At 33.6% G+C, this 26,573-nt stretch carries 28 protein-coding genes; 23 read left to right on the top strand and 5 right to left on the bottom strand.

Annotated elements, in window-relative coordinates:
• Window positions 1-242 precede the first annotated feature (242 nt).
• On the bottom strand, window positions 243-491 hold the full coding sequence (locus ACTNDN_RS08855; protein ID WP_031537368.1) for a ferredoxin: 249 nt from the start codon (window positions 489-491) through the stop codon (window positions 243-245).
• 313 nt (window positions 492-804) lie between these two features.
• Here ACTNDN_RS08855 and ACTNDN_RS08850 point away from each other — a divergent pair, with 313 nt between their 5' ends.
• The 5 genes from ACTNDN_RS08850 (at window position 805) to ACTNDN_RS08830 (ending at window position 5,315) form a co-directional block, all read left to right on the top strand.
• Window positions 805-1,851: a helix-turn-helix domain-containing protein gene (locus tag ACTNDN_RS08850; protein ID WP_441131092.1), complete on the top strand. Its 1,047-nt coding sequence runs from the start codon at window positions 805-807 to the stop codon at window positions 1,849-1,851.
• A complete protein-coding gene (locus ACTNDN_RS08845) occupies window positions 1,848-3,344 on the top strand; it encodes a RecQ family ATP-dependent DNA helicase (RefSeq protein WP_441131091.1) in 1,497 nt (498 codons plus the stop codon). The genes ACTNDN_RS08850 and ACTNDN_RS08845 overlap by 4 nt, the downstream gene beginning before the upstream one ends.
• A 9-nt stretch (window positions 3,345-3,353) precedes the next feature.
• Window positions 3,354-3,953 carry a lysostaphin resistance A-like protein gene (locus tag ACTNDN_RS08840; RefSeq protein ID WP_441131089.1) on the top strand — a complete coding sequence of 200 codons (600 nt, stop codon included), beginning with the start codon at window positions 3,354-3,356 and terminating at the stop codon, window positions 3,951-3,953.
• Between the two features lie 54 nt (window positions 3,954-4,007).
• Window positions 4,008-4,724, top strand: coding sequence for a LysM peptidoglycan-binding domain-containing protein (locus ACTNDN_RS08835; RefSeq protein ID WP_441131088.1), 717 nt, complete (start codon window positions 4,008-4,010; stop codon window positions 4,722-4,724).
• A 132-nt stretch (window positions 4,725-4,856) separates the two neighbouring features.
• Window positions 4,857-5,315 (top strand): DUF2663 family protein, encoded by a 459-nt coding sequence (locus ACTNDN_RS08830; protein WP_031537375.1) that lies wholly within the window; start codon window positions 4,857-4,859, stop codon window positions 5,313-5,315.
• A gap of 85 nt (window positions 5,316-5,400) precedes the next feature.
• Here the strand turns inward: ACTNDN_RS08830 and ACTNDN_RS08825 are convergent, their stop codons facing one another.
• The 3 genes from ACTNDN_RS08825 to ACTNDN_RS08815 are packed head-to-tail and all read right to left on the bottom strand — an operon-like array spanning window position 5,401 to window position 6,506.
• Complete coding sequence (locus tag ACTNDN_RS08825) at window positions 5,401-5,970, bottom strand: manganese catalase family protein (protein WP_031537377.1); 570 nt, start codon at window positions 5,968-5,970, stop codon at window positions 5,401-5,403.
• 46 nt (window positions 5,971-6,016) lie between these two features.
• Window positions 6,017-6,277, bottom strand: coding sequence for a spore coat protein CotJB (locus ACTNDN_RS08820; protein ID WP_235249931.1), 261 nt, complete (start codon window positions 6,275-6,277; stop codon window positions 6,017-6,019).
• A gap of 7 nt (window positions 6,278-6,284) precedes the next feature.
• The gene (locus ACTNDN_RS08815) at window positions 6,285-6,506 is read right to left on the bottom strand and encodes a spore coat associated protein CotJA (RefSeq protein ID WP_031537380.1); all 222 of its coding nucleotides are present in this window, start codon (window positions 6,504-6,506) and stop codon (window positions 6,285-6,287) included.
• A gap of 251 nt (window positions 6,507-6,757) precedes the next feature.
• On the opposite strand from ACTNDN_RS08815, the gene ACTNDN_RS08810 reads away from it, so the two are divergent.
• The 11 genes from ACTNDN_RS08810 (at window position 6,758) to rpsA (ending at window position 18,265) form a co-directional block, all read left to right on the top strand.
• Window positions 6,758-7,552 (top strand): metallophosphoesterase, encoded by a 795-nt coding sequence (locus ACTNDN_RS08810; protein WP_235249944.1) that lies wholly within the window; start codon window positions 6,758-6,760, stop codon window positions 7,550-7,552.
• Between the two features lie 132 nt (window positions 7,553-7,684).
• Window positions 7,685-8,266, top strand: a complete 582-nt coding sequence (locus ACTNDN_RS08805) for an adaptor protein MecA (RefSeq protein ID WP_031538283.1) — start codon at window positions 7,685-7,687, stop codon at window positions 8,264-8,266.
• 742 nt (window positions 8,267-9,008) lie between these two features.
• Window positions 9,009-10,286, top strand: coding sequence for a Glu/Leu/Phe/Val family dehydrogenase (locus tag ACTNDN_RS08800; protein WP_235249946.1), 1,278 nt, complete (start codon window positions 9,009-9,011; stop codon window positions 10,284-10,286).
• 176 nt (window positions 10,287-10,462) lie between these two features.
• Window positions 10,463-11,431 (top strand): YpdA family putative bacillithiol disulfide reductase, encoded by a 969-nt coding sequence (locus ACTNDN_RS08795; protein WP_031538285.1) that lies wholly within the window; start codon window positions 10,463-10,465, stop codon window positions 11,429-11,431.
• Window positions 11,432-11,470: 39 nt separating this feature from the next.
• Complete coding sequence (gene prsW, locus ACTNDN_RS08790; RefSeq protein WP_235249986.1) at window positions 11,471-12,139, top strand: glutamic-type intramembrane protease PrsW; 669 nt, start codon at window positions 11,471-11,473, stop codon at window positions 12,137-12,139.
• A gap of 200 nt (window positions 12,140-12,339) precedes the next feature.
• Complete coding sequence (sleB, locus tag ACTNDN_RS08785) at window positions 12,340-13,398, top strand: spore cortex-lytic enzyme (protein WP_031538288.1); 1,059 nt, start codon at window positions 12,340-12,342, stop codon at window positions 13,396-13,398.
• Between the two features lie 13 nt (window positions 13,399-13,411).
• The gene (ypeB, locus tag ACTNDN_RS08780) at window positions 13,412-14,758 is read left to right on the top strand and encodes a germination protein YpeB (RefSeq protein ID WP_031538289.1); all 1,347 of its coding nucleotides are present in this window, start codon (window positions 13,412-13,414) and stop codon (window positions 14,756-14,758) included.
• A 275-nt stretch (window positions 14,759-15,033) separates the two neighbouring features.
• On the top strand, window positions 15,034-15,705 hold the full coding sequence (locus ACTNDN_RS08775; RefSeq protein ID WP_031538290.1) for a flagellar brake protein: 672 nt from the start codon (window positions 15,034-15,036) through the stop codon (window positions 15,703-15,705).
• Between the two features lie 120 nt (window positions 15,706-15,825).
• Window positions 15,826-16,002 (top strand): DUF5359 family protein, encoded by a 177-nt coding sequence (locus tag ACTNDN_RS08770; RefSeq protein ID WP_031538291.1) that lies wholly within the window; start codon window positions 15,826-15,828, stop codon window positions 16,000-16,002.
• A 258-nt stretch (window positions 16,003-16,260) separates the two neighbouring features.
• Window positions 16,261-16,938, top strand: a complete 678-nt coding sequence (gene cmk, locus ACTNDN_RS08765; protein WP_031538292.1) for a (d)CMP kinase — start codon at window positions 16,261-16,263, stop codon at window positions 16,936-16,938.
• Window positions 16,939-17,125: 187 nt separating this feature from the next.
• On the top strand, window positions 17,126-18,265 hold the full coding sequence (gene rpsA, locus ACTNDN_RS08760) for a 30S ribosomal protein S1 (protein WP_031538293.1): 1,140 nt from the start codon (window positions 17,126-17,128) through the stop codon (window positions 18,263-18,265).
• Window positions 18,266-18,338: 73 nt separating this feature from the next.
• On the opposite strand, the gene ACTNDN_RS08755 is transcribed toward rpsA, so the two are convergent.
• Window positions 18,339-18,476 (bottom strand): YpzI family protein, encoded by a 138-nt coding sequence (locus tag ACTNDN_RS08755; RefSeq protein WP_065429089.1) that lies wholly within the window; start codon window positions 18,474-18,476, stop codon window positions 18,339-18,341.
• Window positions 18,477-18,693: 217 nt separating this feature from the next.
• Here ACTNDN_RS08755 and ACTNDN_RS08750 point away from each other — a divergent pair, with 217 nt between their 5' ends.
• The 7 genes from ACTNDN_RS08750 (at window position 18,694) to ACTNDN_RS08720 (ending at window position 26,357) form a co-directional block, all read left to right on the top strand.
• A complete protein-coding gene (locus ACTNDN_RS08750; RefSeq protein WP_441131087.1) occupies window positions 18,694-19,302 on the top strand; it encodes a YphA family membrane protein in 609 nt (202 codons plus the stop codon).
• The gene (locus ACTNDN_RS08745; RefSeq protein ID WP_031538295.1) at window positions 19,299-20,189 is read left to right on the top strand and encodes a YIEGIA family protein; all 891 of its coding nucleotides are present in this window, start codon (window positions 19,299-19,301) and stop codon (window positions 20,187-20,189) included. Before ACTNDN_RS08750 ends, ACTNDN_RS08745 begins: the two co-directional genes overlap by 4 nt.
• Window positions 20,186-20,371, top strand: coding sequence for a capping complex subunit for YIEGIA (locus ACTNDN_RS08740; RefSeq protein ID WP_031538296.1), 186 nt, complete (start codon window positions 20,186-20,188; stop codon window positions 20,369-20,371). Before ACTNDN_RS08745 ends, ACTNDN_RS08740 begins: the two co-directional genes overlap by 4 nt.
• A 580-nt stretch (window positions 20,372-20,951) precedes the next feature.
• Window positions 20,952-22,262: a ribosome biogenesis GTPase Der gene (der, locus tag ACTNDN_RS08735; protein ID WP_031538297.1), complete on the top strand. Its 1,311-nt coding sequence runs from the start codon at window positions 20,952-20,954 to the stop codon at window positions 22,260-22,262.
• A 16-nt stretch (window positions 22,263-22,278) separates the two neighbouring features.
• Window positions 22,279-23,328 (top strand): NAD(P)H-dependent glycerol-3-phosphate dehydrogenase, encoded by a 1,050-nt coding sequence (locus tag ACTNDN_RS08730; protein ID WP_031538298.1) that lies wholly within the window; start codon window positions 22,279-22,281, stop codon window positions 23,326-23,328.
• 800 nt (window positions 23,329-24,128) lie between these two features.
• Window positions 24,129-25,607 carry a stage IV sporulation protein A gene (gene spoIVA / locus ACTNDN_RS08725; protein WP_031538299.1) on the top strand — a complete coding sequence of 493 codons (1,479 nt, stop codon included), beginning with the start codon at window positions 24,129-24,131 and terminating at the stop codon, window positions 25,605-25,607.
• Window positions 25,608-26,084: 477 nt separating this feature from the next.
• Complete coding sequence (locus ACTNDN_RS08720; protein ID WP_016203034.1) at window positions 26,085-26,357, top strand: HU family DNA-binding protein; 273 nt, start codon at window positions 26,085-26,087, stop codon at window positions 26,355-26,357.
• Window positions 26,358-26,573 lie beyond the last annotated feature (216 nt).

Genomic DNA, 26,573 nt, shown 5'->3' with positions numbered 1-26,573 from the left:
TAGTTTCTCTCAATTAAATAAGGGTTGATTTATTTGAAAACGAATGAAATACCCAAATTTAAAAGTCGGCCACCAACAATTATGGTTAAACGCAGTTTTTCAGTGCCCTCTTTTCGCCTAGTAGGTCGCCTTTTTCTCGCTAATCCTATAGGGAGTATCATCTATTACACTTTATACGGCTTAATAAATAAAAAGCAGAAAGGATACATAATTCCTTTCTGCTTTGTTTATGATAAAGAAAACTATTCGAATTTTAGTGGATCTCCATCAAAAGATTCATCCGCAACTTTGATAGAATCAGTCGGACAACCTTCAAAAGCATCTAACATATCATCAAGTAATACCTCAGGGACTTCAACTGTTCCTTCATTATCATCTAACATAACGAATGCAATACCTTCGTCATCGTAATCATAAATATCAGGCGCCGCAGCTCCGCAAGCTCCACATGCAATACATGTGTCTTTATCAACAATTGTATATTTTGCCATGAGTAAAAAAACCTCCAGTGTTATTCATACGGAGTATATACATGACTAGCATACTCCTTACTATTATCTTATTGTAAGACTGAATCTTTAACTTTTCAATAAAAAAGAGACAGAAAAAGTAGAAAGTCAGAATAACTTTTCTTAAAATAGTCAAAAATTCAAGCAGTTTTTAGAAAGATTAATGCTCGCTTCACTAAAAATATTATATGTTGGGAGATCAAAGTTCACTTAATAATTGAATTCATGTTAAAATAAAAGAAATATTACAAACAAATTTCAACAAAATTTGTCGAATATAGAGGAAGATGAATGTATGTCCTTTTTGAAAATAATTATTCTTAACTGTTTATATAAAATGAATGGAGAAAGGACCATATACTCCATCCTTCATATATTAAATGGCAAAAAATCATCCCAAACAATCCAAGATATTCATATCTTTCAGTTAACCTCCTTATATCAGTCCTTTCCTATGTTAGCAAGAGATCAATTAGAGGAAGTTATTCAAACATTATATAAGGAAAAATGGCTTGTACAGTCTTTAGATAATCATTATTTTATTAATGATACTAGAAAGGGAGAGTTGGAGAATTTGTTAAAGGATAATCCACTTCCAAATTATTTAAATGGTTGGAAATTTCATGCCATTACAGAGCCTTTTTGGCAAAGGTTGTCTTTATTTATACAAGTTGCTTCCCATTTGTCTGGAAACAGTATTCGATATATACCAGTACAAAGAAATCCTGTGACCCAATTATGGCTGAAAGAGACTCTCCATTCAATAGCTATAGATAGAAGTAACATTAATAAGTACCTTTATAAAGATTTAGTAAAATGTCTTGAGGAGATTGAAATAAATCCAGCAATCCTGATTAACAGATTAACAGGTTTAAAAAAAATAGGTCTTACGTCAGATCAAGCTGCATTAGAAATGAAAATGGATCCCTCCTTATATCAGTTATCTTTTCTTGCTATTCTTCATTTTATGATAGAAAGAATCCTTTCTAATAAGGAGGACTATTCCTTATTATGTTATATGATTGAAGATAATAAAAAAAATTATACGTTAACGGCTTCAACAGCAAAAACATATGATCTTATTCAAAAAGGCCATAATATAGAGGAAATTGTTCATTTAAGAAATTTAAAACAAAGTACAATTGAAGACCATATTATTGAAGTATTATTAAATGTTCCTGCATTTCCAGTTCATAGTCTGGTGAGCGAGGAAAAAATGACGAGAATTAAAGATAGCATCGAGCAATCATCGTCTAAATCATTAAAGGTAATAAAGCAACAATTACCAGATGTCTCTTATTTTGAGATACGTGTGGTGATGGCAAGGTATGGTGATTCATGATGAAATTAGAAGACAAACTAAAAGAGTACTTTCAATTAACCCAATTTCGTGGAGGACAGAAAGAAACGATTGCGTCGGTTCTTAATCATAGAGATACGCTGGCGATGCTGCCAACTGGAACAGGAAAGTCGTTATGTTATCAGTTTGCCGGAATGCTTCTCGAAGGTACCGTCATCATAATATCTCCACTTTTATCTTTAATGCAGGATCAAGTAGAACAAATGAAGATGAAAGGGGAAAAAAGAGTAGTTGCTTTAAATTCCTTTCTAACACCAGGAGAAAAGCAACGGGTACTTAAACGAATTAACCAATACAAGTATATTTTTATTTCCCCAGAAATGATTTCTATGACTCATATCCTTGAAATTTTTCAACGAATGAAGATTTGCTTATTTGTAATTGATGAAGCACATTGTATTTCACAATGGGGATATGATTTTCGACCAGATTATCAAAAATTAGGAAAAATTCGACAAAAATTGAATAATCCTTTGACATTAGCTTTGACAGCGACAGCTACAGAAGAAATTCGCAAGGATATTAAGAGGTCGTTAAATCTAGAAAATGTTGAGGAGATTATTTATTCTGTTGATCGACCTAATATTGCTATTAATATTGAAGAATTAGCACATACCCAAGAAAAAATGGAGAAGCTTCTTGCAAATATTCAAGCGCTTGATGGGCAGGGAATCGTCTATTTCTCTAGTAAAAAGTTGGCTGAACAGACTGTTGCTTTCTTAAAAGAAAGAGCTTCGAAACGAATAATGGCCTATCATGGAGGAATGTCCCAGGAAGACCGAATCCTCGTGCAACAACAATTTCAAGCTGGTCAGCTAGACGTTATTTGTGCTACAAGTGCATTTGGAATGGGGATTAATAAGGAAGACATCCGCTTCATTATCCACTTTCATATGCCTACACAATTAGAATCTTATCTTCAGGAAATTGGAAGAGCAGGAAGGGATGGGAACCAGAGTGTGTCGATGGTTCTTTATACACCAGGCGATGAATGGATTGCTTATCAGTTAATTGAATCGGAGTTGCCAGATGAGCTTCAGATTAATAAATGGAAAGCACTTTTAAGGAAATACCGAACAGTTGATGATTGGATGAAAAATGAAAGTTATCAGTTACAAATGCTTTTTTCTGAAACACAGTGGCGAGTTTTGGAATCATATATTGAGCCAAAAAATAAATCAATGGAAGAATTGTGGCATTCTCTAGAATTATATTGCAAGTTCCGTGAAGAAAGAGTGAAAGTAAAAAAACAGAAAATACAAGAACTGATAGCTTGGTTACATTCTGAAACATGTAGAAGAAAGTATATTATGGAATATTTCGGAGAAAAGTACAAAAGCAAAAGAAAAGAAAAATGCTGTGACAGATGTGGATTGGAGTTATCTGATTTCTTTCAAAGTAAGAACAATAGACAGAATAAGCCACAAGTTGATTGGAAAGAGCAGTTAGCTTTTATTTTAAATATAAAAAAGTAGGGTATGTAAATGAATAAAGCAAAATATACGGAGTTAATTAACCAATTGACAGATCGTGATCTATTGAAAAATGTATATATGACCCAAGTTATCCTATTAATTATAGCTATCTTTCTACATATGATTATATTTAGATGGAATCCTCCGATTACCTATTTATTTAAGTATGAATGGACAGATTTTATAATTGGAATCATTGCGGGACTTGTGGTTGTAATATTGGATATTTGGTTGATGAATCGGTTTTCTGCTCATTATCATGATGATGGTGGTGTGAACAAACGAATTTTTCAAGATAGACATCCTTTTCATATTGCGTTCATAGCATTAGTAGTAGCATTTAGTGAAGAATTACTTTTTCGTGGTGTCATCCAGTCTAATTTAGGGCTAGTTCTAAGTTGTCTTCTTTTTGCTATTATGCATTATCGGTATTTATTCAATCCTTTTTTATTTGCTAATGTTGTATTAGTAAGTATTGTTATTGGAGTCTTATATGAAGTGACAGAAAATCTTTGGGTTACAGTGATTATGCATTTTCTTATTGATTTCCTGCTCGGCTGTATTATTCGGTTTAATTTGTTTCAAAAGGAAATTTGCGTATCAAAGTGAATGTTCGGTGGAGGAAAAGCTCACTTATTGGGGAACTGTTAGGATGGGATGTAAATGAAAAAAGAAGATCCATATAGGGTTCAAGCTGAATTACAGAAACAACGTTTAGTAAAGGTGACAAAGGAAGAGGAAAAATCCGAGGAACGAGCGGAAGAATCGTCATTGCCTTCAAGAAGCGCTGTTCATAAAAATAAAAAGAAAAAATTTAAAGTTCCAATAATTAGTTTATTAGCATTTATATTTGTGCTCTTGCCAGTTGTCTTATTATTAATAAATAGTTTATTAAATGGAAAAGATTTTTCTAATCTTTTATCAACAGAAAATACTTCTAGTTTATTTGAAAATGTAAATATACAAAAAGAAAATCCATCCAATAATAAATCAAATCAGGACAAAACGGAAGAAGGAGAACAAGAAGAATTAGTGATAGATAGTAATACAACCGAAACAGAAGAAGAGGAAGATGTACTTACAGATAATTCAAAAGAAAAAACGGTAGAAGAAGAGGATAAAGCAACAAAGGAAAAGACTGAATCGGAACAAACAAGTGAGAATCCGCCAAAAAATGAAGAAACAGAAGAGGTCATGGAGCAAGCAAATGCAAATGAGAAGATAGTATATCATACTGTCGAAAAAGGAGAAAATTTATATCGAATCGCTTTAAAATATTTCCCTAATGGGGATGGAATCGAAAAAATAAAATCCGCTAATAATATGACAAATGACCAAGTTCAGTTAGGACAAACGTTAAAAATTGTACTAGAACAATAATTAATTAATTCTAACTTGTCCACTAACTACATATATATATATAAAGCGATTGATAAGTAATGTTGCTTACACATGAGGTCTATGTGAAGAACAGATACTTTAAAATTGTGCTATTTAAAGGAGGGAGCGACTTTGGAAAGTCCAATCTTCCCTGAAGACTATGTGTTAGATGGAACAACTAAAAAAGTTATCCTAAAAATAATCGAGAAAAAGAAAAAATTTGATCTGTTAAAAAGACGTCACATACTCATTATGTGGTGTACTATCTTTACGACCTTTTGTTATTTTCTTTGGCTTTATAAGCAAATTGCTATACCCTATTCCCATTCATTTGCTGTTATGTTTTCCGTGTATGTGGAAGAAAGCATTAATCTTTATATTCTTCTGTTTATAATCGGAGTATTTGGATATATGAATGTATTGAGACAAAAGAGGGATAAAGCAGAAAAAGAGTTCCATGACTTGCGTTGCGAGTTTATTGATAAAAGTAAAGATTTATTTGGGAATAGTGAAACGTGGAACAGACGACATGAAATGTATAATAAATTAAAAGATTTCTACGACATAAATTTATTTCATCAAGCAAAGTAAAAAGGTGTAAGATATGAAGAGGGCTATAAAGAACAAAAGATACCTACGAGGGAGGTATCTTTTTGAATATAAACAGAAAATAACCTTAAAAAATCTTTTTCTGCTGCCGATCATCTTTAATAATTTCTACTGCCTCTCTAAAACGCTGGGAATGTACGATTTCTCTTTGTCTAAGAAAACGGAGGCTATCATTTAAATCTGGGTCATCACTCATATTGATGATCCATTGGTATGTGGCCCTAGCCTTTTCCTCTGCAGCTATATCTTCATATAGATCAGCAATTGGATCTCCCTTTGCCTGTATATAGGTTGCTGTCCAAGGATTGCCTGCAGCATCATGGTAAAATAAGGCGTGGTCATGATTAACATAGTGATCACCAAGACCTGCAGCCTTCAGTTGATCTGGAGTAGCATCTTTCGTTAATTTATATATCATCGTAGCAATCATTTCTAAATGAGCAAATTCTTCTGTTCCTATGTCTGTTAATAATCCAATAACACGATCAGGGATGGAATATCTCTGATTTAAGTATCTTAATGCAGCTGCAAGTTCACCATCTGCACCTCCATATTGTTCAATTAAAAATTTTGCAAGCATTGGATTGCAGGTACTCACTTTAACGGGGTATTGTAACTTTTTCTCATATAACCACATAATATTCTATTCTCCTTTATCGCAAAATTAAATATTTGAAGTATGTTTACACTTGCCAAGGCCAAGGGGGTGAATCCCAATCCCATGGTGAACCAGATGGGCTATTTCCAAATTGCAATAAAGGTCCATATTTGCTTTCATATAACTTTTTGAATTTTTCTCGTTCTTTTACATAATGGTTAAATTGATTAATAGCATCTTGATCATGATGATGGGTATCTAAGTATAGGGTTAGTTCGACTAGTACAAAGTCGACGGCTTGGAGTTGTTCTAATAATTGATAATATTCAGGTGGAAGCTGCTTCATAATTTTTTCACTCCCTTATTTTTTTCTCATATGGACTGTAGTAAGGGTCGTAAAGAGCTTTCCATAGAGTGCCTGCTTTTAAAGCTTCCATTGGACTAAACTGAGGAAGGTGTGGTGGCTGAAAACCAAGAAATAAATTGGGCGGCGTTGAGTACACTTTTGTTTTTATCGGTGGACAGGGATCAAACTGACTGATAAAAGGATGATATTCTCTGTAAAATGAAGGCATAATAATTTCCCTCCTTTATAATGGGTATACTTTACATCTTATGTCTAGAAATTAATTTACATGCTTTCTTTTATAGAAGCTCAACTTTTCCTTCTTGCTTTTTTTACAAGTGAAATCTAAAAAATAGGAATATTTTGTTTCCATTTAGCTAATCGAAATAAAAGGAAATGGTATTCTTAAAATTAGTAAAACAAGCTGAAATTGTATTAAAATAAAGGAATCAGCATAAAGGGTAATACGGGGAGGTTTTTATGGTATTTTTATTGGGCGGCTTTATTTTGCTTGTAATTTTTTGTATTGCATTCCTTATCTATATGAAAAATATCGCGAATGAGAATAATGTGAAATATGAGCTATTCTACTTTCCTAACTTTCCTTCATCGATCCATGAAATAACGCTATTTTTTATTTCGGATATACACCGAAGAACCATTGACGATACTATAATCAATGAGGTGATTGATGTAGCAGAGCTGGTAATAATAGGTGGAGACCTTTTAGAAAAGGGGGTAAACTTGGAGCAAACAAGGGAAAATTTACGCAAGCTGAAACAAATTGGACCCGTTTATTTTGTCTGGGGAAATAATGATTATGAAATAGATCGGGATGCATTAGAGAGTTTGTTGAATGAAGAAGACATCGTTTTGTTGGATAATAAAGCAGTATCTTTTATGTCATCAAATGGAGAAGGCTGGTCTTTAATTGGAATAGAAGATTATTCGTTAGAGTATGATGATTTAGAAACGGCACTTCAACAGGTAGAGAACAATAGCTTTAAAATATTAATTAGTCATAATCCAAAAATAATCGAAGAATTAGATGAAGAAAATCAAATTTCTTTAGTATTAAGTGGTCACACTCATGGTGGCCAAATTCGGATATTTGGTTTTGGACCATATGAATTAGGTGGAACAAAGCTAATCGGAAAGACTACTTTGTTTGTTAGTAATGGATACGGCACAACAAGTATTCCTTTAAGATTAGGGGCAAAGCCAGAAACACATATTATTAGAATTCAACACAAACAGAATGAGGAAGAAATATAATTTTTTAAGCCAACAGTTTGAATAGTTGGCTTTTTCATTTTAAATAATCTCACTTAATAATATTACTCACCGATTACTCCTTCTTTTCATAAACTGCATTAAGAGTTTTTTCAAGGAGCAGGAGGCGTAGTCATGCGTTTGGAGAGATTAAATAGTAATAGAATTAAAATCCATCTGACCACCGATGATCTGTATGAACGTGGATTGACCAAGGAAGATATATGGAAAGACTCGATAAAGTGGCAGTATTTTTTTCATGAAATGCTTGAAGAAGCAAATGATTTATTTGATATGGAGATACATGGATCAGTAGCTGTTGAAATATTTTCAATGAAAGCTCAAGGTATGGTAATGATTTTAACCATAACAGAAAATGAATTGGATACAGAAGAAATCTTATCAGAAGGTTTTTTAGAGATGCAAGTAACTGTAGAAGAAACAGTGGATATATTATATGAATTCATAGATATAGAGGATGTTATTGACGCAGGGAAACAATTAGTGCAAAATAATTTTACTGGCGGTTCATTATATAATCTAAATGAAATATATTATTTATGCTTTACAGATATTTCTTCGTACAAAGAAGAACAAATGATTGCTATTCTAAGTGAGTATGGGGAAAGTAGTTTAAAGAGTATATACATTATTGAAGAATATGGAAATACGATAATAAGCGATAATGCTATTGAGACGCTAGTACAGTATTTCTAATTTGTTAGAAATACTAAAGCAGCCTGTATACGTAGAATCATACGAGGATGGGCGGTTAGACAGGTGACACTCGTTTGAAGATATGTGTATTCAGGCTGTGGCTAATAGCAACCAACATATACGAAAATTCCTTTACATATAAATGAGATAGAATGATTTTCCTTTTTATTCTTATGTTTTTTAGAATAAAGTTGCTTTAAAAGCAAATAAAATCATCTATCTTTTTTTGTGATTTTAAAAATATTCTACATAAAAATTTACAAGTTGATGATTGGTAAAACCTGTTGAAAGTGTTAAAATGAAATGGGGATATCCTTCCCATCATTTTTGTTTGGCCTCAAGTAATTTTATCGAGTAAAGAAATTAGTTTATAGACAAATGAATTAATGATAATTAAATGAGGGTGGGGTAGGACAAAGAATCGTTTAATTGAATATACTGATAGTAGTAGAATATGAAATAAAAAACAGTTATCCACAGTAAAAAATGGATTTATTGATGGAGAATATGCCTGAAGCTGGCAAAATCAGATAGCTTATGTGTTAGTTGATTCTGTATCAAGTTTTCTGACGAATTTTCTTGCATCTTGCAGGTAAAAGAGTATACTATGCTTTGAATTAGCAAATAAACAAGAAATAATAAAATCATTTATGTTTTCGATTCTATAAAAGAAGCTAAATAATTATTCTTATAAAGAAGAACTACAGTTTATAAACTGGTAGTTTTTTAGGAGGATTTATTAATGGTAGCCAACAAATCTAACGAGAAGAATCATGTAGAAGAGCAACACGATGTTTTGAAATCAACACAAACAATAATTCATAAAGCTTTAAACAAGCTTGGTTACTCAGATGAAGTGTATGAATTATTAAAAGAGCCGATTCGAATGATGACAGTTAAAATTCCTGTGAGAATGGATGATGGAACTGTAAAAATCTTCACAGGCTACCGCGCTCAGCATAATGACGCAGTTGGACCTACAAAGGGTGGTATTCGTTTTCATCCGAATGTTACAGAAACAGAAGTGAAAGCACTCTCCATTTGGATGAGTTTAAAATGTGGAATTGTGGACCTTCCTTACGGTGGTGGGAAAGGTGGAATTGTCTGTGATCCTCGTGATATGTCCTTTAGGGAATTGGAACGATTAAGCAGAGGTTATGTACGTGCAATTAGTCAAATTGTTGGTCCGACGAAAGATATTCCTGCTCCAGATGTTTTTACTAATTCACAGATTATGGCATGGATGATGGACGAGTATAGCCGAATTGATGAATTTAATTCACCTGGATTTATTACAGGGAAACCACTTGTATTAGGTGGATCACAAGGACGAGAGACTGCTACTGCTAAAGGTGTTACCATTTGTATTCGGGAGGCCGCAAAAAGAAGAGGCATATCTATTGAAGGTGCACGAGTTGTTGTACAAGGATTTGGAAATGCGGGCAGCTTTTTGGCTAAGTTTATGCATGATGCTGGTGCAAAAGTAATTGGTATTTCAGATGCATATGGAGCATTGCATGATCCAGAAGGTTTGGATATTGACTATTTATTAGATAGAAGAGATAGTTTTGGGACTGTTACTAATTTATTTAATAATACAATTTCAAATAAAGATTTACTGGAATTAGATTGTGATATTTTAGTTCCTGCAGCGATTGAAAACCAGATTACAGAACAAAATGCTCATAATATAAAAGCTAGTATTGTGGTGGAAGCGGCAAATGGACCTACAACATTGGAAGCTACCCGTATTTTAACGGAAAGAGGAATATTATTGGTTCCTGATGTATTAGCTTCAGCTGGAGGAGTTACTGTCTCTTATTTTGAATGGGTTCAAAATAATCAAGGGTACTACTGGACAGAAGAAGAAGTAGAAGAAAGATTAGAAAAAGTAATGAGCAAATCCTTTAAAAACATCTATGATACTGCCGAAATGCGTCGTGTAGATATGAGATTGGCAGCATATATGGTGGGGGTTAGAAAAATGGCGGAAGCATCTAGATTCCGCGGTTGGATATAAAATTGGCTAAATCTATTGCTCAATTTACAAAAATCTCCTATCCTTATAGGTAGGAGATTTTTTATTTTGGCACTTTTTAGGGTAAATTTCTTCCACATAGCGATTCCATATTCATTAATAGAAAAGGATTTCTTAAGGAAGTTTACCCTTATGGTAAAATGTTAGGAGTGAACGATTTGAAAAGAGAAGAGGCTATTATCATTGGTGCTGGTCCATGCGGTCTGGCAGCAGCAATCGCTTTAAAGAAAATAAATATAAATCCACTAATTATTGAAAAAGGAAATATTGTAAATGCCATCCATGGTTATCCTACTCATCAGACATTTTTCAGTACAAGTGAGAAGCTGGAAATAGGTGAAGTAGCTTTTATAACAGAACAATATAAGCCTAATAGAAATCAGGCGTTAGTATATTATCGAGAAGTAGCAAAAAGAAAAGAGCTTCGCATTAATGCATTCGAAGAAGTTCTGGAAGTTAATAAAACAGAAGAGCAATCATTTATTGTAAAAACGGAAAAAGCAACATATATTGCTCCCTATATTATCGTTGCAACTGGATATTATGATCATCCAAATTATATGAATGTTCCAGGAGAAGAGTTAGAAAAGGTAATGCATTATTTTAAAGAGGCACACCCTTATTTCAATCATGATGTAACGGTCATAGGCGGGAAAAACTCAAGCGTAGATGCAGCAATTGAATTGGTGAAAGCTGGCGCAAGAGTAACAGTTTTATACAGAGGCAGTGAATATTCTTCCAGTATCAAGCCATGGATTTTGCCCGAATTTGAATCGTTAGTGAGAAAAGGGATTATCAAAATGGAATTTGAAGCAAATGTCGTAGAAATTAAAGAAACGACACTTCTTTATGAAGTGAATGACCAAATTCATGAAATAAAAAATGATTTTGTGTTTGCGATGACTGGATATCATCCTGATCATGAATTTTTAAAAAAAATGGGTGTAGAAATCGAGAAAGAAACAGGGAGACCTATATTTGACCCAGAAACGATGGAAACGAATAGGAATGGAATATTTATTGCTGGGGTAATTGCGGCAGGAAATGATGCAAATGAAATCTTTATCGAAAATGGAAGATTTCACGGTGAGCAAATTGCCAAAGCGATCCTAGAAAAAAATAGATAGGTCCGAATACTCCTTAAACAGAGGAAAAGGGGAATTGACATGTTGGCGATTTTTTCAGCCGGAATAGCGCCTGGATTAGCATTATTAAGCTATTTTTATTTAAAAGATCAATATGGTTCAGAACCAATATCACTGGTCTTGCGGTCTTTTATTTCAGGCGCACTACTTGTTTTTCCAATCATGTTTATACAATATGTGTTACAAACAGAGAATGTTATTCCAGAAGGTATTTGGAGTGCACTGTTTACCACCAGCCTATTAGAAGAATTTTTTAAATGGTTTATTCTTTTTTATACAGCAGTTAAGCATGCTGATTTTGATGAACCTTATGATGGAATCGTGTATGGAGTTGCCGTTTCATTAGGATTTGCGACCATGGAAAATATTCTTTATCTAGTGGCAAACGGACTAGAATATGCTATTGGAAGAGCATTGCTCCCTGTTTCCAGTCATGCACTATTTGGAGTCATTATGGGCTATTATTTTGGTAAAGGAAAATTCATTGTGCCAAGAGGGAAATGGTTGGTATATTCTTTACTTGTTCCTTTTATCCTTCATGGTGTTTATGATTATATATTATCCTGGGAGAAAATTTGGCTGATTTTTATTACCCCATTTATGCTCTATTTATGGTGGCTAGGACTTCGAAAGGTAAAGAGTGCTCGAGAGTTAAGTAATGAACCTATACAAAAAATGACAGGAACATGAATGTATAAAGGAATAGAGGGGAAAATTTACCATTATGCGAAAAATGGTTTCTTAAACCTCTATGGAATAGGGATGAGTGGCAATATAAAAAGGCAACAAAGTAGAGTGAATAACTTCACTCTACTTTTTTTGTATAAAAAACCATTTGCTACAAAAAATACTGTTAATGTTAATAGTATTTAGTTATGGGGGTAATAAGCATGAATAAAAAGTTTTTACTCACAAAAATATCGGTCATCCTTTTTGTTTTGTTAGAACTACTAGCATTCCCTTTTCATGATCAAAAAGTGCATGCATTTTCTGAACAAGTTATACAGCATGGTGCTGTAGGGGATGATGTTATTGAATTACAGGCTAGACTGCAATACGTAGGCTATTATAATGGAAAGATTGATGGTGTTTTTGGTTGGCAAACATATTGGGCATTAAGAAACTTTCAGTATGAATTCGGATTGCCAATTGATGGTTTAGCTGGCACTAAGACGAAAGATAAGCTACTTCGTGCAACCAAATATAATGAACAGTTTGTAAAAGAACAAATTAACCGTGGAAAAAAGTTCTCCCATTATGGTGGAGTTGATTTAGAAAAGCAAAAGACTCCGTCTGCTAAGAAAGAGACAACGCAAAAGCAAACAAAAAAACCTAATACTAAAACGGAGAAAAAGCCAAGTAATAATACAGCTAAGAAGCAAAGTGATACACAGAAGAAAGCAAGTAATGGTGGCCAAGCAACCCCGAAAAATAATACTTCTGGAAACCAGAATGGTACGGGGACAAGTGCTGGTGAGGGAGGTACTGCAACAGAGAATAATAACACTCCAGCACCACAAAATACAACTAATACAAATGGTGGCGAAAATACTACAGGGAAAGAACCAACTGCAGCAAACGTACCAAGTGGATTTTCACAAAATGATATTCAATTAATGGCTAATGCAGTATATGGTGAAGCAAGAGGTGAGCCATATGTCGGCCAAGTAGCTGTTGCAGCAGTAATTCTAAACAGAGTTAATAGTGCTACATTTCCTAATACCGTTTCTGGTGTCATTTTTGAACCACGTGCGTTTACAGCGGTTGCTGACGGACAAATATGGCTAACTCCTAATGAAAGAGCAAAAGAAGCAGTATTAGATGCGATAAATGGATGGGATCCAACGGGTCATGCTTTGTATTATTTTAATCCGGATACAGCAACTAGTGCATGGATTTGGGGTCGACCACAAATTAAACAAATAGGTAAGCACATATTTTGTAAATAGTGGGGTGAGATGAATGTTAAGAGGAATATTAATAGGAGTATTAACACTTGGGATAGCAGGAGTAGCCTACTGGGGCTATCAAGAACACAAAGAGAAAAATGCAGTATTATTAAATGCAGAGAATAACTATCAAAGGGCTTTCCATGATTTAACGTATCAAGTAGATTTACTTCATGACCAAATTGGTACAACATTAGCAATGAATTCACAAGAATCTCTTTCTCCTGCATTGGCAGAAGTATGGAGAATTACATCTGAAGCACATTCAGATGTGGGACAGTTGCCATTAACATTGCTACCATTTAATAAAACAGAAGAATTCCTAGCAAACATTGGTGACTTTAGTTACCGTACTGCTGTAAGAGATTTAAATTCAGAACCATTATCTGATGATGAATATAAGAAATTAGATGAATTGTATAAAGAAGCAGCAGATATCCAAGATGAATTACGAAATGTTCAGCATCTAGTTCTGGAAAATAATCTCCGCTGGATGGATGTTGAAATGGCATTAGCCACAGATAAGCAGTTAGATAATACCATTATTGATGGTTTGAAAACCGTAGAAAATAAAGTGGAAGGTTATCAGGAAACAAGTTTTGGAGTAACAAATGTTAATATGGAAAAAAAGGACGAAAACTTCAAACATTTAAAAGGAAAGAAGATTTCTGAAAAAGAAGCAGAAAATATTGCAAAAGAATTTGCTGAATTTAAAAATCCTGTAGATGTGAAAGTCACTGAAAGTGGAGAAGGTTCAAATTATGGATTCTATAGTGTAACATTAAAGGAAAAAGGTACAGATATAGAAGCCAATATGGATATAACAAAACAAGGTGGATATCCAATATGGTCGATTGTTTCTCGAGATGTAAAAAAAGATAAAATTAGCCTTAATGAAGCGAATAATAATGCTGTGAAATTTTTAAAGGATCATAACTTTAAAAACTTAGCTTTATTTGAAAGTATGCAGTATGAAAACATTGGTGTGTTTAATTTTGTAACAGAAGTCGATGGAGTAAAAATATATCCAGATAGCATAAAAATGAAAGTTGCATTAGATAATGGAAATATCATTGGCTTTGCAGCAGAGGATTATTTAATGGCAAATACAGAAAGAGAAATAAAAGATCCGGTGATATCTAAACAAGATGCATTAAAGAAAATCAACAAACAGGTTAATATTATGGATGATGGATTAGCAATAATCCTTAATGATCTTAATGAAGAAGTGTTATGTTATGAATTTATTGGAACATTAGGAGAAGATACTTATCGGATTTATATTAACGCCGATAATGGAACAGAAGAAAAAGTTGAAAAATTAAAGAATGCTGAACCAGTTTATGAAGAAGTAGTATAATAAAAATAAAAAAGCTGTCAACAGGCTCTAAAAAGGAGAAGGTTGACAGTTTTTTTCTCTTATTCTTAAACTCCAGTAAGACGCTCCATAAGGTGGTATTGCCAAATATAATTTAATCATGCAATAATGATACATGAAAGTAGGTATATAGTTCGGTGTATAGAGTATATTTATGAGTCCTAAGAACTATTTACGGATAGAAGTGCTACAATTAAATAAAAATAAAGTACATAATAAAGGTAGATATAATCCAAAAAAAGGAAAGTGTGAGATAAGTGATTTCAATTGGAGATACATTAATTATTGAACCGATTCATGGAGAAAAAAAAGTTGATCAATATAAAAGCCGTGTTTTAGGAATGGAGGAAAAATCCCTTTATATTGAATATCCCATTCATCTTGAAACAAATAAGCTGATTTTTCTAATGAATGGTGCTCAATTAAGAGTGAATTTTGTTACAAATGAAGGAATCGCTTATTTATTTCATTCAGAAGTAATCGGAAGAAAAAAAGATAATAATGTACCGGTGTTAATTCTTTCATTACCTAGCATAGATCAAATGATTAAAATTCAGCGAAGACAATTCGTACGGATTGAAACAAGTATTGATATGGCTATTCATCCAATGGAAGTAGAGAACTCCTTTCAGCCATTCACAACGGTATCTTTAGATTTTAGTGCAGGGGGAGCTGCGGTTATTGTTCCTAAAAAAATATACTTAGAGGAAAATAGTAAGATAAAAGTTTCATTAGTCTTACCCTTACAGAACGGAGAGTATAATTATTTGCATCTAGATGCGGAGATTAAAAAAATCATTGATTACAATGAAAATAGCAATAAAATGTCTATTGAATTTTTAGATATTGAGCCAGTGGATCGTCAGTCGATGTTAAGATTTAGTTTTGACCGCCAATTATCCTTAAAAAAGAAAGGGCTTGAAATCTGAATAAAGGAATACTAAAACTCCGATACTAACTTTATAGGATGAATTCGTATTGATGATCGCTAGGAAGTTTTACTTTCTTCTCTACGATTGTAGTAGTGGCTAGTAAAAGGAGTGCTTCGAATGAAAACGGTAGAAAGAATTATAATAAAGATAATCCTGCTTCAAATCGTCTTTTTTTTAGTTGGTCAAATATTTCATATGTGGGATATTATCCCGGAAATAAGAACCATTACCCAATATGAAGGAGTTATGGATTCCAATTTTATATCCTTTCTTGAGACTTTTGGAAGAAAATAAAACATGAATGAAGAAATTTGTCTTTTTTTCTTATAATTGTTATATACAAAAATGCTACATAAATAAGCCGATATTAGTGATAAAAAATGAAAAGAAATATGTTAAAATAAAAGATAGTTAAGCCAAATTAAGGCTAGCTCTCCTAATGATGAGATGCTGCTTTTAAGAAGGATTGTATATTCTTTAGAAGCCAACAACGGTTATGGAGAATTTTAATAAGATAATTGGTATATTTGAGCCAGTAGTTCAGGAGGATTTATGGAAAAGAAAATTAGCATTGCAATTGATGGCCCCGCAGCTGCAGGGAAAAGTACGGTTGCAAAGATTGTCGCAGAACAATTAGGATATATTTATATCGATACAGGTGCGATGTATAGAGCATTAACCTATAAGGCAATAAATCATAAATTGAATTTAGAAGAAGAAGAGAATTTAATAAATATGTTAAATGAGACTGTGATTGAATTATTCCCAGGTGAGCAAGGACAATTAATTTTCTTAGATAGCAAAGACGTAACAAAGGAAATTCGTTCAAGTGAAGTAACGAACTCTGTTTCTATCGTTTCGAAGCATAAGCTTGTAAGGGAAGAAATGGTAAGAAGGCAGCAAATGTTTGCAGTAAATGGTGGAGTGGTAATGGATGGTAGAGATATCGGCACCCATGTGATTCCTACTGCTGAGGTGAAAGTATTCCTTTTAGCGTCTGTTGATGAAAGAGCTTTTAGAAGACATAAAGAGAACATAGAAAAAGGATATGAATCTGACTTAGAACAATTAAAACAGGAAATTGCTGCAAGGGATAAATTAGATTCAGAACGTGAAGTTGCCCCCCTTAAGAAGGCGGATGATGCGATTGAAATCGACACAACTTCTTTATCTATTTATAATGTAGTAGATAAAATCATGGAATTAACAAGAGAAAAAATAAGCAATTAATTTTAACAGATAGAAGATCCACTTAATCTTAAAAACTAGTCTAGTGTTTCTTGCTTGACAAAAAAACAAGTTTGTAAGAAGTTTAAAGAGAAGAATTCTTAAAATTCGTATGCATGATAAATTTATTTAAGCTGCAGGATGTTTTTAAACAAATATTTATGCAGGTAGAGTCGAAGGAGGAGTACATATGTCTGAGGAATTAAATGATGTAGTTGTAAATAATTATTCTGTTGGAGACGTAGTAAATGGTCAGATTACGAAGGTAGAAGAAAAACAGGTAATTGTTGCAATCAGTGATAGTAAACTTGATGGGATACTTCCAATAAGTGAATTATCAAGCTTGCACATTGAAAAAGCAAGTGATGTTGTGTCAGAAGGAGACAAGCTTGAATTAGAAGTTATTAAAGTGGAAGAGGATGCCCTTGTTTTATCAAAAAGAAAAGTCGATGCCAAAAAGGCGTGGGATCAACTTGAAGAGAAGTTTAATTCAGGTGAAGTTTTCGAAGCAGAAGTAAAAGACGTTGTTAAAGGCGGACTTGTTGTTGATCTTGGTGTAAGAGGCTTTGTACCTGCATCCTTAGTAGAAGCTCATTATGTAGAAGACTTTTCTGATTACAAAGGTAAGACAATTTCTTTTAAAATTGTCGAACTAGAAAAAGATAAAAGCCGCCTTATTCTATCCCATCGCGCTGTAGTAGAGGAAGAGAAAAGTAAGCAAAAGCAAAATCTTCTTGACTCGATTGAAGCTGGCCAAACACTAACAGGTACTGTACAAAGAATTACTGATTTTGGTGCGTTTGTTGACTTGGGAGGCATTGATGGATTAGTTCATATTTCTCAATTGTCCCATGAACATATTTCTAGCCCAACAGATGTAGTTCAAGAAGGTCAGGAAGTAAATGTGAAGGTACTAAGTGTAGATCGTAATAATGACCGTATCTCTTTATCTATTAAAGAAACACAGCCAGGACCATGGGCGAACATTGCAGATCGTGCTGAAAAAGGTAGTGTACTAGATGGAACAGTTAAGCGTATTGTTTCATATGGCGCGTTTGTTGAAGTGTTCCCAGGGGTAGAAGGACTTGTGCATATTTCACAAATCGCCCATAAACATATTGGAACACCACATGAAGTGCTAAAAGAAGGTCAAGAAGTTCAAGTGAAAGTTTTAGATGTTAACGAAGAAGACCAACGCCTTTCACTAAGTATTAAAGAACTTACAGAGAAAGAAGTGGATGAGGAAGAAGTGTATGAGCTTCCTGAAGAATCAAAAGGTTTCCAATTAGGTGATATGATTGGAGAACAATTGAAAAAGTTGAAAAACTAATTTCTTTGTTTCGTTAAATAGAAAGAAGATATAATAGGGTGGCCATTTTTTTAGGTCACCCTTTTTGCAATGCCTACTTATTATCGTTTAATAATCTGCCTTCTTCAGGACTTTGTAATCGAGTTGAACCATTATAATGAAGTGCTTGGTCACGGTCAGACTCTACTCGGTTACTTTGTTTTAATTTTTTTTCCTGTCTATCCTTAGCCATAGAATTTACCTCCCAAAATAATTAATTGATTCCATTCATGACATGGTCCGTTCACTTCCTTAATGGAAGTTTCTTTTTAGTATTCTACAGAATAGTCGAAACTACATGATGAAAAAAATTCCTTTTGCATAGCAACATATTTCCTTTGTTTACTTGTATCTTTTTCGTTTAAATTACATCCTGCCGAGACATAATGGGAATTAGGAGAGTGAGTATAATGGAGGGATCAATCTTTTTATTTTGTGCATGGTTTATCTGGATTGTTACGACGTTTTTTTTACAAAAAGATAATCCGAAGCGAACTAAATATTCCATTTATGTATTAATAGCAATTGTTTTAAGCCCCTTTAAATGGGAGTGGCATGAAATAAGTAGTTCTGTTTTACTTTTGAGTATATTAATTATCTCGTTTTATTCTACTGGTCGTTTACGATGGAAAACGACTATTTATATTATCATAGCGTCCTTTTTTACGATGTTAACTTATGCCACATATGAACTGATGGCAATCATTGATCCTATCTGGGTATTTATTCCAGGACCTTGGCTTAAAGTAAGTATATTGTTTGTCCTAGTTATCCTTTTACATAAAAATATAGTCTGTCAAATACTTATTTTGCTAATTGGAAGTAGCACTGGAGAAATATTATTGAGTAGCATTTTAAGAAATTATCAGATGGAATATTATATTGGTTCTTTGAGCTTTTTTGACTATTTAATGCCTGGTGTAGTTGGATTCTTATCCCTATTTTATATAAGAATGACACTAGTAAAATGGGAACAGCATGTATTTATGCTTGAAAAGGAGAGACAAAAAAATATATGAGTAACTTTACTTATCCAATTTTACTTGGAGTAATTGTTGGGACAATATTAAGAATGTATATGCTAAGAACAGATTATCGCCAATATCCTACTTATTTGCATGGGAAAATTATTCATATCGCGCTAGGCTTCATAGCAGCAGGGCTGGGTTCCGTGGCCATTCCTGCAATCTTAAACAAAGATTATACAGCAGTAACTTTCTTAACTGTTGCAGCTTCTCAATTTCGAGAGGTTAGAAATATGGAACGAAATACGCTTACGGAGTTGGATAGTTTCGAAATGGTTCCAAGAGGAAAAACGTATATTGAAGGAATTGCTATTGCTTTTGAAAGCAGGAACTATTTGGTAATGTTTGCAGGTCTTTTAAGCACCTTTGGCTATATTATTTATAATATATGGACAGGTATTCTTGCAGCAATCATCTCTGTAATCATAGCGAAAAAATTGATGTCTGGTGGTCAATTAAAGGATATTGTAGATATTTCATATGCAAAGCCAATGTTTGATGATTCGGGTCTATATGTAGATACCATTTATATTATGAATATTGGTTTGCCAGAGCGGCAGAAGGAAGTCTTAAAGTATGGAATGGGCTTTATCTTGACTCCTAAAAATTTTAATGCCAGAACTACCATTGCAAATTTAGGACAGAGGCAGGCAATTCTATATGATGTGACTACTGCTCTTGGTGTCTATCGAGACTCTGGAACACCCGCATTAGTACCATTAGCTAAACGGGATTTAGAGGATGGAAGGGTGGCTGTATTCGTGCTACCTCAAATACAAAATGAAAAAAAGGCGATTAGTATTATTGGAGCCGTGCCAACGTTAGAAAATGCCATTCGGATGCCCAGTAAACGCTTAGAAAGAGAGGGAGAGATAGAATGAATTTAGAAAAATACATTTTAGCCTCCATTACAACTAATCCAAGCAAAGTCGCACCAGGAAACGGTGTGTATTATTGTGAAAATACGACTGAGATGGAGAATGTTGCCACTAATCTAGAAGCTATATTAGATGGGATTGCTCATAAAATTGGGGAGGAAGTTTATATTATAGTAAAGCATTAAATGCAAATTAGATAAAGTTTTCCAATGAAGAAGGAAGTTTTCAATAGGATTTAGTTTATAAAAGATTAGGGTGTAAGGGAGCTTATATATTTTATAAAAACCAATATATACGAATTAGCGCATACATTGTGAAAAAGTTATAAAAATGATGATTATTGTAAAGAAATGTAGTTTTCTGTTGCTTGGATAACATCTCTTTGATAAACTGTTTTAGTTAGGGGTCTACTTCTCTATTTTAGGGTTAGCCCCTATTTTTACTATTTTTATGTTAAAGGGTATTACTTGAGCAATCGATTATTGGTTTCATTATGTTTAGAATCTTAGGAATAAGTTTTTCATTTTGTTTTTAATCTTGCTTATAAGAGTGTGATTTCAGCCTAAAAAACAACAAATTCGAATGATAAAGAATTCTAATATCCACGAAACTAAAAAGCGGAAGTACTATATTTTCATGTACTTATGTTATAAAGGTAATAAATAATTTAAGAATGTTCTTTAACACTGTGATTACTTAGTTACTATTTTTTTAAGGAATCATGTGGCATGGATAGAATGATTATGTGTGAAGGGAATGATAGCGATGGCTAAACCAGTTATTGCGATAGTTGGAAGACCGAATGTAGGAAAATCGACTATCTTTAATCGGATAGTGGGAGAACGTATTTCAATTGTGGAAGATATACCAGGAGTAACGAGAGATCGTATTTATAGCTCTGCAGAATGGTTAAACCATGATTTTAATCTTATTGATACAGGTGGAATCGATATTGGGGATGAACCATTTTTAGATCAAATACGTATGCAAGCGGAGATAGCAATAGAAGAGGCAGATGTTATTATCTTTATAACAAATGGTCGTGAAGGGGTTACTTCTGCCGATGAAGAAGTTGCAAAAATATTGTATAAAGCTAAAAAGCCAGTTGTTCTTGCCGTTAATAAAGTAGATAATCCGGATATGAGAGAACAAATCTATGATTTTTATGCATTAGGATTTGGCGAACCATTTCCAATTTCAGGATCTCATGGTTTAGGTCTCGGTGATTTATTGGATGAAGCTGCAAAGCATTTTCCTAAGCATGATACAAAGGATTACGGTGATGATATTATTAAATTTTCTCTTATTGGGAGACCAAATGTAGGGAAATCATCCTTAGTTAATGCAATGTTAGGAGAAGATCGAGTAATCGTTAGTAATGTAGCTGGTACTACTCGAGATGCAATTGATTCTGAGGTAACGGTTAACGGAGAAAAGTTTGTTATTATCGATACAGCAGGAATGAGAAAAAAAGGAAAAGTATACGAATCTACAGAGAAATATAGTGTATTACGAGCATTGCGAGCAATTGAAAGATCGGATGTTGTTTTAGTTGTTATTGATGGAGAAGAAGGAATTATTGAACAGGATAAAAAAATTGCTGGATATGCACATGAAGCTGGAAGAGCAGTGATTATTGTCGTGAATAAATGGGATGCAGTAGAAAAAGATGAGAAAACAATGAAAACATTTGAACAAAATATTAGGGAACATTTCTTATTCCTTGATTATGCTCCAATTGTTTTCCTTTCAGCAAAAACGAAGAAACGGATTCATACATTAATACCGATGATTAAAGTTGCTAGCGAAAATCATACTCGTAGAGTGGAAACAAGTGTGTTGAACGATGTTATAATGGATGCTGTAGCGATGAATCCTACTCCAACCGATAAAGGTAAACGATTGAAAATATACTACACTACCCAGGTTGCGGTTGGACCACCAACTTTTGTCGTTTTTGTCAATGATCCAGAATTACTTCACTTTTCTTATGAGCGATTTTTAGAAAATCGTATTAGAGATGCATTTGGTTTTGAGGGAACACCGATTAAAATCTTTGCAAGAGAAAGAAAATAATAGAGGTGTAAAGAAGATGAAAATTCAAAAAACTGTAGCGATGATTGGTGCTGGCAGTTGGGGAACAGCACTTTCATTAGTACTTGGCGATAATGGTCATACTGTTCGTATTTGGGGTAAAGATGAGAAAAATATTGCAGAGATCAATAATTTGCATCAAAATAATAAATATTTACCAGGTATAACCTTACCTAAAGAAGTAGTCGGAACTACATCTTTAGAAGAAAGTGTTCGCAATGTTGATTTTATTATTTTAGCTATACCAACAAAAGCGATGCGAGAGGTTATTCCGCAATTGCTTCCATATATAAACGAACCAAAAACAATCATTCATGTTAGTAAAGGAATTGAGCCTGAAACGTTAATGCGTATTTCTGAAATTATCGAGGAAGAGATACCAGAAAGTAAACGAAAAAGCATTGTTGTATTATCAGGTCCTAGTCATGCAGAGGAAGTGAGTCTTCGACATCCGACGACCGTTACAGTATCATCCAAGAATATGACCGAAGCAGAACTTGTTCAAGATTTATTTATTAATCATAATTTCAGGGTTTATACAAATCCAGATCTTATAGGTGTTGAAATTGGCGGAGCATTAAAAAATATCATTGCAGTTTGTGCAGGTATTGCAGATGGTTTAGGATTTGGTGATAATGCCAAGGCAGCTTTAATAACAAGAGGACTTGCTGAAATGGCTAGGCTGGGAACAAGAATGGGAGCAAATCCCCTTACGTTTGCAGGTTTGACTGGGATTGGAGATTTAATTGTTACATGTACAAGTGTCCATTCTAGAAACTGGAGAGCTGGTAACATGCTTGGAAAAGGCCAAGTGTTAGATGAAGTTCTTGCTCAAATGGGTATGGTTGTGGAAGGAATTCGGACTACAAAAGCTGCACATCAGCTGTCAGAAAAATATGGTGTTACGATGCCTATTACGAATGCTTTATTCCAGATTTTATTTAATGATCAAGATGCAAAAGCTGCCGTAGAGAGCTTAATGGCAAGAGGAAAAACGAATGAAATGGAAGATTTAATAAACATCCTTGCCTCTCAGTACATAGAATAAGAAAAAGATGTGTATTTTTCATCCTTTCTTATAAAAGGATGAAAAAGGAATCTTTTTAAGCAAATATAGGCGTTTTAATGGTTCGAAAATGGATGTAATAACATAAAATGTTTTGAAGCAACCTAGTGGAATGAACAGGGTATGGGTCAAATAGTTGATGGATAATCAAAGTGAAAAGTTTCCCCTACTTTTTACTTTGATTTTTTTATTTTTCCCATTTTTAAACTTCAGGAAGAAGCAACAGAAAGCTTAGGATAATTTGAGGAAGAAAGTGGAAGATAAAACTATCCGTGAAGGTTAAATTGCCTCAACTACCCATTAGGTGTCAGGAAAGAAAGCATCCACAAATGGAAGTTCGCTTAAATCATAGTGATGATTTAGTTTAAATGCTTTATTATAGAGATGTGTGAAAACCTTGAAACATGTTGGTTAACTAGAAAGACTGGCTGATTAATATTATTTTCCCTTCCTTGTCTCTTTTCTATCTTTTTTCCAAACAAAAATGTCATATCCCTTCTCTTCATGTATATATTGAAGAGAAGGTTTTTTATTTTATCTATGAGTGTTTTTTATGAATTAGGTAAATTTCAGAATCAAATAAAAAACGTATGGATGGGTACCATTTTTACGTTCATAAACAACTAACTTGCTAAGTAAATATAAAAACTAGCAAAAAAAAGGAGGGGAAAATAAAAAATAAGTCATAAAGAGATAGGACAACATCATAAATATATATTGTCTAATAGTATTAAAAGGATAATTCTATCCCATGTACTAGGAAAAGTTCAGGAGGGGATCACTTGGAAAAGGTAAATATTTTTAAAGATATTGCCGAAAGAACGGGCGGTGATATTTACTTAGGTGTAGTAGGTGCAGTACGTACTGGAAAATCAACTTTTATAAAAAAATTCATGGAATTGGTCGTAATTCCGAATATGGAAAATGAAGGGGAAAGAACAAGAACAAAAGATGAGCTTCCTCAAAGTGCAGCAGGAAAAACGATTATGACAACAGAACCGAAGTTCGTTCCAAATCAAGCGGCCTCTATTAAAGTAGATGAAGGGTTAGAAGTAAATATTAGGCTTGTTGATTGTGTTGGCTATACAGTGCCTGGAGCACAAGGATATGAGGATGAAAATGGGCCTAGAATGATAAATACACCATGGTATGAAGAACCAATTCCATTCCATGAAGCTGCTGAAATAGGAACTAGAAAGGTAATTCAAGAGCACAGTACAATTGGAGTAGTTATTACAACAGATGGTACTATTGGCGATATTCCAAGAAGTAACTATCTAGAAGCTGAAAATAGAGTAATTGAGGAATTAAAAGAGGTTGGGAAGCCGTTTATTATGATTATAAACAGTGCACAGCCATATCATCCCAATACGGAAGCATTAAAGGATGAGCTTTCTGAAAAATACGATATCCCAGTAATTGCGATGAGTGTAGAAAGTATGCGTGAAGCAGATGTTTTAAATGTAATGCGTGAAGCATTATTCGAGTTCCCGGTATTGGAAGTAAATGTGAATTTACCGAGCTGGGTAATGGTATTAAGAGAAAATCATTGGTTAAGAGATAATTACCAAGAAGCAGTAAAAGAAACAGTAAAAGACATTAAGAGATTAAGAGATGTAGATAGAGTTGTCTCTCAATTTAGTGAATATGAATTTATTGAAAATGCTGGTCTAGCTGGCATTGAAATGGGCCAAGGGATTGCCGAAATTGATCTATTTGCACCAGATGAGTTATATGATGACATTTTAAAAGAAATTGTCGGGGTAGAAATTAGAGGAAAAGACCACTTACTAGAATTAATGCAAGATTTTGCCCATGCAAAAACGGAATATGATCAAATTTCAGACGCATTAAAAATGGTGAAGCAAACAGGTTATGGGATTGCTGCTCCATCCTTAGTTGATATGAGCTTAGATGAACCTGAAATCATCCGTCAGGGATCTAGATTCGGCGTTAGACTAAAAGCTGTAGCGCCTTCTATCCATATGATTAAAGTAGATGTTGAAAGTGAATTTGCTCCAATTATTGGATCGGAAAAACAAAGTGAAGAATTAGTCAGATATTTAATGCAGGATTTTGAGGATGATCCATTATCAATTTGGAATTCAGATATTTTTGGAAGAAGCTTAAGTTCAATCGTCCGAGAAGGCATTCAAGCTAAACTCTCCCTTATGCCAGAAAATGCTCGCTATAAATTAAAAGAAACATTAGAAAGAATTATCAATGAAGGTTCTGGTGGACTAATAGCAATTATTTTGTAAGAACTCTATTTTAGGGTTCTTTTTTTTTATTTTATTTCGAGAAGAAAGCGAAATTTGGTATAAAAAAAGCCTAATAGAGGCATTTTATTTATTCTTATACCCACCATTTACTTAAGTGAAACAATGGAGTTATAGTTCTTTTTACGTTTTAATTTTGGTTGTAAATGGAAATTTTATGGTTTTAATGTTACGCTTTTATTTCAAAATAAGAAAATATCGCTATCAATACATAAAATTTCTTGATATGCATAAACGATTATGATAATCTTTTAAAGGAATTAGCGTTATATAAGGTTTCTTATTCTTTATGTAAGGGTTAAGTTACTTTATACTTGAATACTTCTTTGAGTGAACAAATGTATGTCATTTAAGAAAAAATTCGGTAGGACGTATATAATTCCGTTAATTTGTTTACAAATAAAGATATGAAACTAATTTTAGGCTTTTATTTGAAACACTCGGGAGGAGGTGAAAGGCATGAACAAGACAGAATTAATCAATGCAGTTGCTGAAGCAAGTGAACTATCAAAAAAGGACGCTACTAAAGCAGTTGACGCTGTTTTCGATACAATCTTGAATGCTTTAAAAGATGGTGATAAGGTTCAACTTATCGGTTTTGGTAACTTCGAGGTACGTGAACGTGCGGCTCGTAAAGGTCGTAACCCACAAACTGGTGAAGAAATTGAAATCGCAGCAAGCAAAGTTCCTGCTTTTAAACCAGGTAAAGCACTTAAAGACGCAGTGAAATAATTACATATAATAGTATTTCACTAAAACCGCGAAATTATCGCGGTTTTTTTTTATGAGTTTTTTTATAAAATAATGATGATTGAAATGAAAGGAGAAAAAGGAATAAGAGAGAATCTTTCCAAAGTAGTATGAGTAAAATGTTTGTGGGAGAATAAATATCCTTTTTGTCTAGTTGGGGGACTCGTCCCCCAACTAGACAAAAAGGCCACCAAGCGA

It is taken from the genome of Niallia sp. HCP3S3_B10 (genome assembly GCF_052064465.1).
Lineage (GTDB): Bacteria > Bacillota > Bacilli > Bacillales > Cytobacillaceae > Niallia > Niallia hominis.
Note: the sequence above shows the minus strand (reverse complement) of the source record. Positions and strands in the feature narration are given on the sequence as shown.

Coding starts and splice junctions, on each gene's coding strand:
- ACTNDN_RS08855 (WP_031537368.1), bottom strand. CDS start 491: ATGGCAAAATATACAATTGTTGATAAAGACACATGTATTGCATGTGGA.
- ACTNDN_RS08850 (WP_441131092.1), top strand. CDS start 805: ATGTCCTTTTTGAAAATAATTATTCTTAACTGTTTATATAAAATGAAT.
- ACTNDN_RS08845 (WP_441131091.1), top strand. CDS start 1,848: ATGATGAAATTAGAAGACAAACTAAAAGAGTACTTTCAATTAACCCAA.
- ACTNDN_RS08840 (WP_441131089.1), top strand. CDS start 3,354: ATGAATAAAGCAAAATATACGGAGTTAATTAACCAATTGACAGATCGT.
- ACTNDN_RS08835 (WP_441131088.1), top strand. CDS start 4,008: ATGAAAAAAGAAGATCCATATAGGGTTCAAGCTGAATTACAGAAACAA.
- ACTNDN_RS08825 (WP_031537377.1), bottom strand. CDS start 5,970: ATGTGGTTATATGAGAAAAAGTTACAATACCCCGTTAAAGTGAGTACC.
- ACTNDN_RS08820 (WP_235249931.1), bottom strand. CDS start 6,277: ATGAAGCAGCTTCCACCTGAATATTATCAATTATTAGAACAACTCCAA.
- ACTNDN_RS08815 (WP_031537380.1), bottom strand. CDS start 6,506: ATGCCTTCATTTTACAGAGAATATCATCCTTTTATCAGTCAGTTTGAT.
- ACTNDN_RS08810 (WP_235249944.1), top strand. CDS start 6,758: ATGGTATTTTTATTGGGCGGCTTTATTTTGCTTGTAATTTTTTGTATT.
- ACTNDN_RS08805 (WP_031538283.1), top strand. CDS start 7,685: ATGCGTTTGGAGAGATTAAATAGTAATAGAATTAAAATCCATCTGACC.
- ACTNDN_RS08800 (WP_235249946.1), top strand. CDS start 9,009: ATGGTAGCCAACAAATCTAACGAGAAGAATCATGTAGAAGAGCAACAC.
- prsW (WP_235249986.1), top strand. CDS start 11,471: ATGTTGGCGATTTTTTCAGCCGGAATAGCGCCTGGATTAGCATTATTA.
- sleB (WP_031538288.1), top strand. CDS start 12,340: ATGAATAAAAAGTTTTTACTCACAAAAATATCGGTCATCCTTTTTGTT.
- ypeB (WP_031538289.1), top strand. CDS start 13,412: ATGTTAAGAGGAATATTAATAGGAGTATTAACACTTGGGATAGCAGGA.
- ACTNDN_RS08770 (WP_031538291.1), top strand. CDS start 15,826: ATGAAAACGGTAGAAAGAATTATAATAAAGATAATCCTGCTTCAAATC.
- cmk (WP_031538292.1), top strand. CDS start 16,261: ATGGAAAAGAAAATTAGCATTGCAATTGATGGCCCCGCAGCTGCAGGG.
- rpsA (WP_031538293.1), top strand. CDS start 17,126: ATGTCTGAGGAATTAAATGATGTAGTTGTAAATAATTATTCTGTTGGA.
- ACTNDN_RS08755 (WP_065429089.1), bottom strand. CDS start 18,476: ATGGCTAAGGATAGACAGGAAAAAAAATTAAAACAAAGTAACCGAGTA.
- ACTNDN_RS08750 (WP_441131087.1), top strand. CDS start 18,694: ATGGAGGGATCAATCTTTTTATTTTGTGCATGGTTTATCTGGATTGTT.
- ACTNDN_RS08745 (WP_031538295.1), top strand. CDS start 19,299: ATGAGTAACTTTACTTATCCAATTTTACTTGGAGTAATTGTTGGGACA.
- ACTNDN_RS08740 (WP_031538296.1), top strand. CDS start 20,186: ATGAATTTAGAAAAATACATTTTAGCCTCCATTACAACTAATCCAAGC.
- der (WP_031538297.1), top strand. CDS start 20,952: ATGGCTAAACCAGTTATTGCGATAGTTGGAAGACCGAATGTAGGAAAA.
- ACTNDN_RS08730 (WP_031538298.1), top strand. CDS start 22,279: ATGAAAATTCAAAAAACTGTAGCGATGATTGGTGCTGGCAGTTGGGGA.
- ACTNDN_RS08720 (WP_016203034.1), top strand. CDS start 26,085: ATGAACAAGACAGAATTAATCAATGCAGTTGCTGAAGCAAGTGAACTA.